Consider the following 509-nt stretch of genomic DNA (forward strand, 5'->3'; position numbering starts at 1 on the left):
TGCTGATGGAGTTTCAGTTCGGCACCAACTGGGGTGCGCTCGCTAATCGCGCCGGTGCGGTCATGGGGCCGATGATGTACATGGAGGTGCTGGTCGCCTTTTTCCTTGAGGCCGGGTTTATGGGAGTGGTGCTCTTTGGCATGGGCAAGGTGCGCCCGTGGGTGCACTTTTTCGCGACCTGCATGGTGGCCGTCGGGTCGATTTTTAGCGCCTTCTGGATCCTCTCCGCTAACTCCTGGATGCAAACGCCTGCGGGTTTTATCACCGGGGCGGATGGCCGTTTTCAGCCCGTCGACTGGTGGGCGGTGATCTTTAACCCCTCTTTCCCCTGGCGTTTTGTCCACATGACGCTGGCGGCGATGCTTGCCACGGCCTGTCTTGTCGCCGCCGCAGGGGCGTGGCACTTGCTAAAGCGCCCGGATAACCGTGGCGCGCGGCTGATGTTCTCCTGGGGCCTGTGGCTGCTGCTGTTCATCACCCCGATTCAGGTGGTGGTAGGCGACCTGCAT

Annotated in this window: 1 protein-coding gene; it reads left to right on the top strand. The window is 61.5% G+C overall.

The window, feature by feature from the left end:
• Positions 1-509: cytochrome ubiquinol oxidase subunit I (locus EV102420_RS15535; protein WP_042393417.1), on the top strand; the 509-nt coding region annotated here is incomplete at both ends.

Source organism: Pseudescherichia vulneris NBRC 102420 (assembly GCF_000759795.1).
Lineage (GTDB): Bacteria > Pseudomonadota > Gammaproteobacteria > Enterobacterales > Enterobacteriaceae > Pseudescherichia > Pseudescherichia vulneris.